The sequence below is a fragment of the Sphingobium sp. 22B genome (genome assembly GCF_001580035.1).
In the GTDB taxonomy this organism is placed as follows: Bacteria; Pseudomonadota; Alphaproteobacteria; order Sphingomonadales; family Sphingomonadaceae; genus Sphingobium; species Sphingobium fuliginis.
In genome coordinates this window covers 1-306 of the sequence record NZ_LTAB01000105.1, presented here as the reverse complement: position 1 = coordinate 306, position 306 = coordinate 1, and the positions used below count along the sequence as shown (strand labels likewise).

At 45.4% G+C, this 306-nt stretch carries 1 protein-coding gene; it reads right to left on the bottom strand.

Annotation, left to right across the window (positions count from 1 at the left end):
• Positions 1-306: hypothetical protein (locus A0J57_RS26470; protein ID WP_161942165.1), on the bottom strand; the 306-nt coding region annotated here is incomplete at both ends.

The following is a 306-nucleotide window of genomic DNA, read 5'->3' as shown; positions in this document are numbered from 1 at the left end:
GAGTTAGCCAGCAGATTATTGAGTTGGTCAGCATCTTTAAGCACCTGAACGTTGAGAGTTCTTGCTTCGGCTCGCAATGATTCAATTTCTTCACGCGTAGGCTCTGATGCCCTCAGTGTTCGCTGATCTTGTTGATTTTGGATGATGGTTTCAGCCAAAAACGATCGTTGTTTATTGATGGCGTTGTTCAATTCCAACAATTTCCATTTAGGCGCCTTGTAGTATTTTCCTTCCATCTTGCTATAAGGCCCGCTAACCACTTGCGCGGCGCCGTAAAAGTCCGTTGTGCCATCGGTACTTGTATCT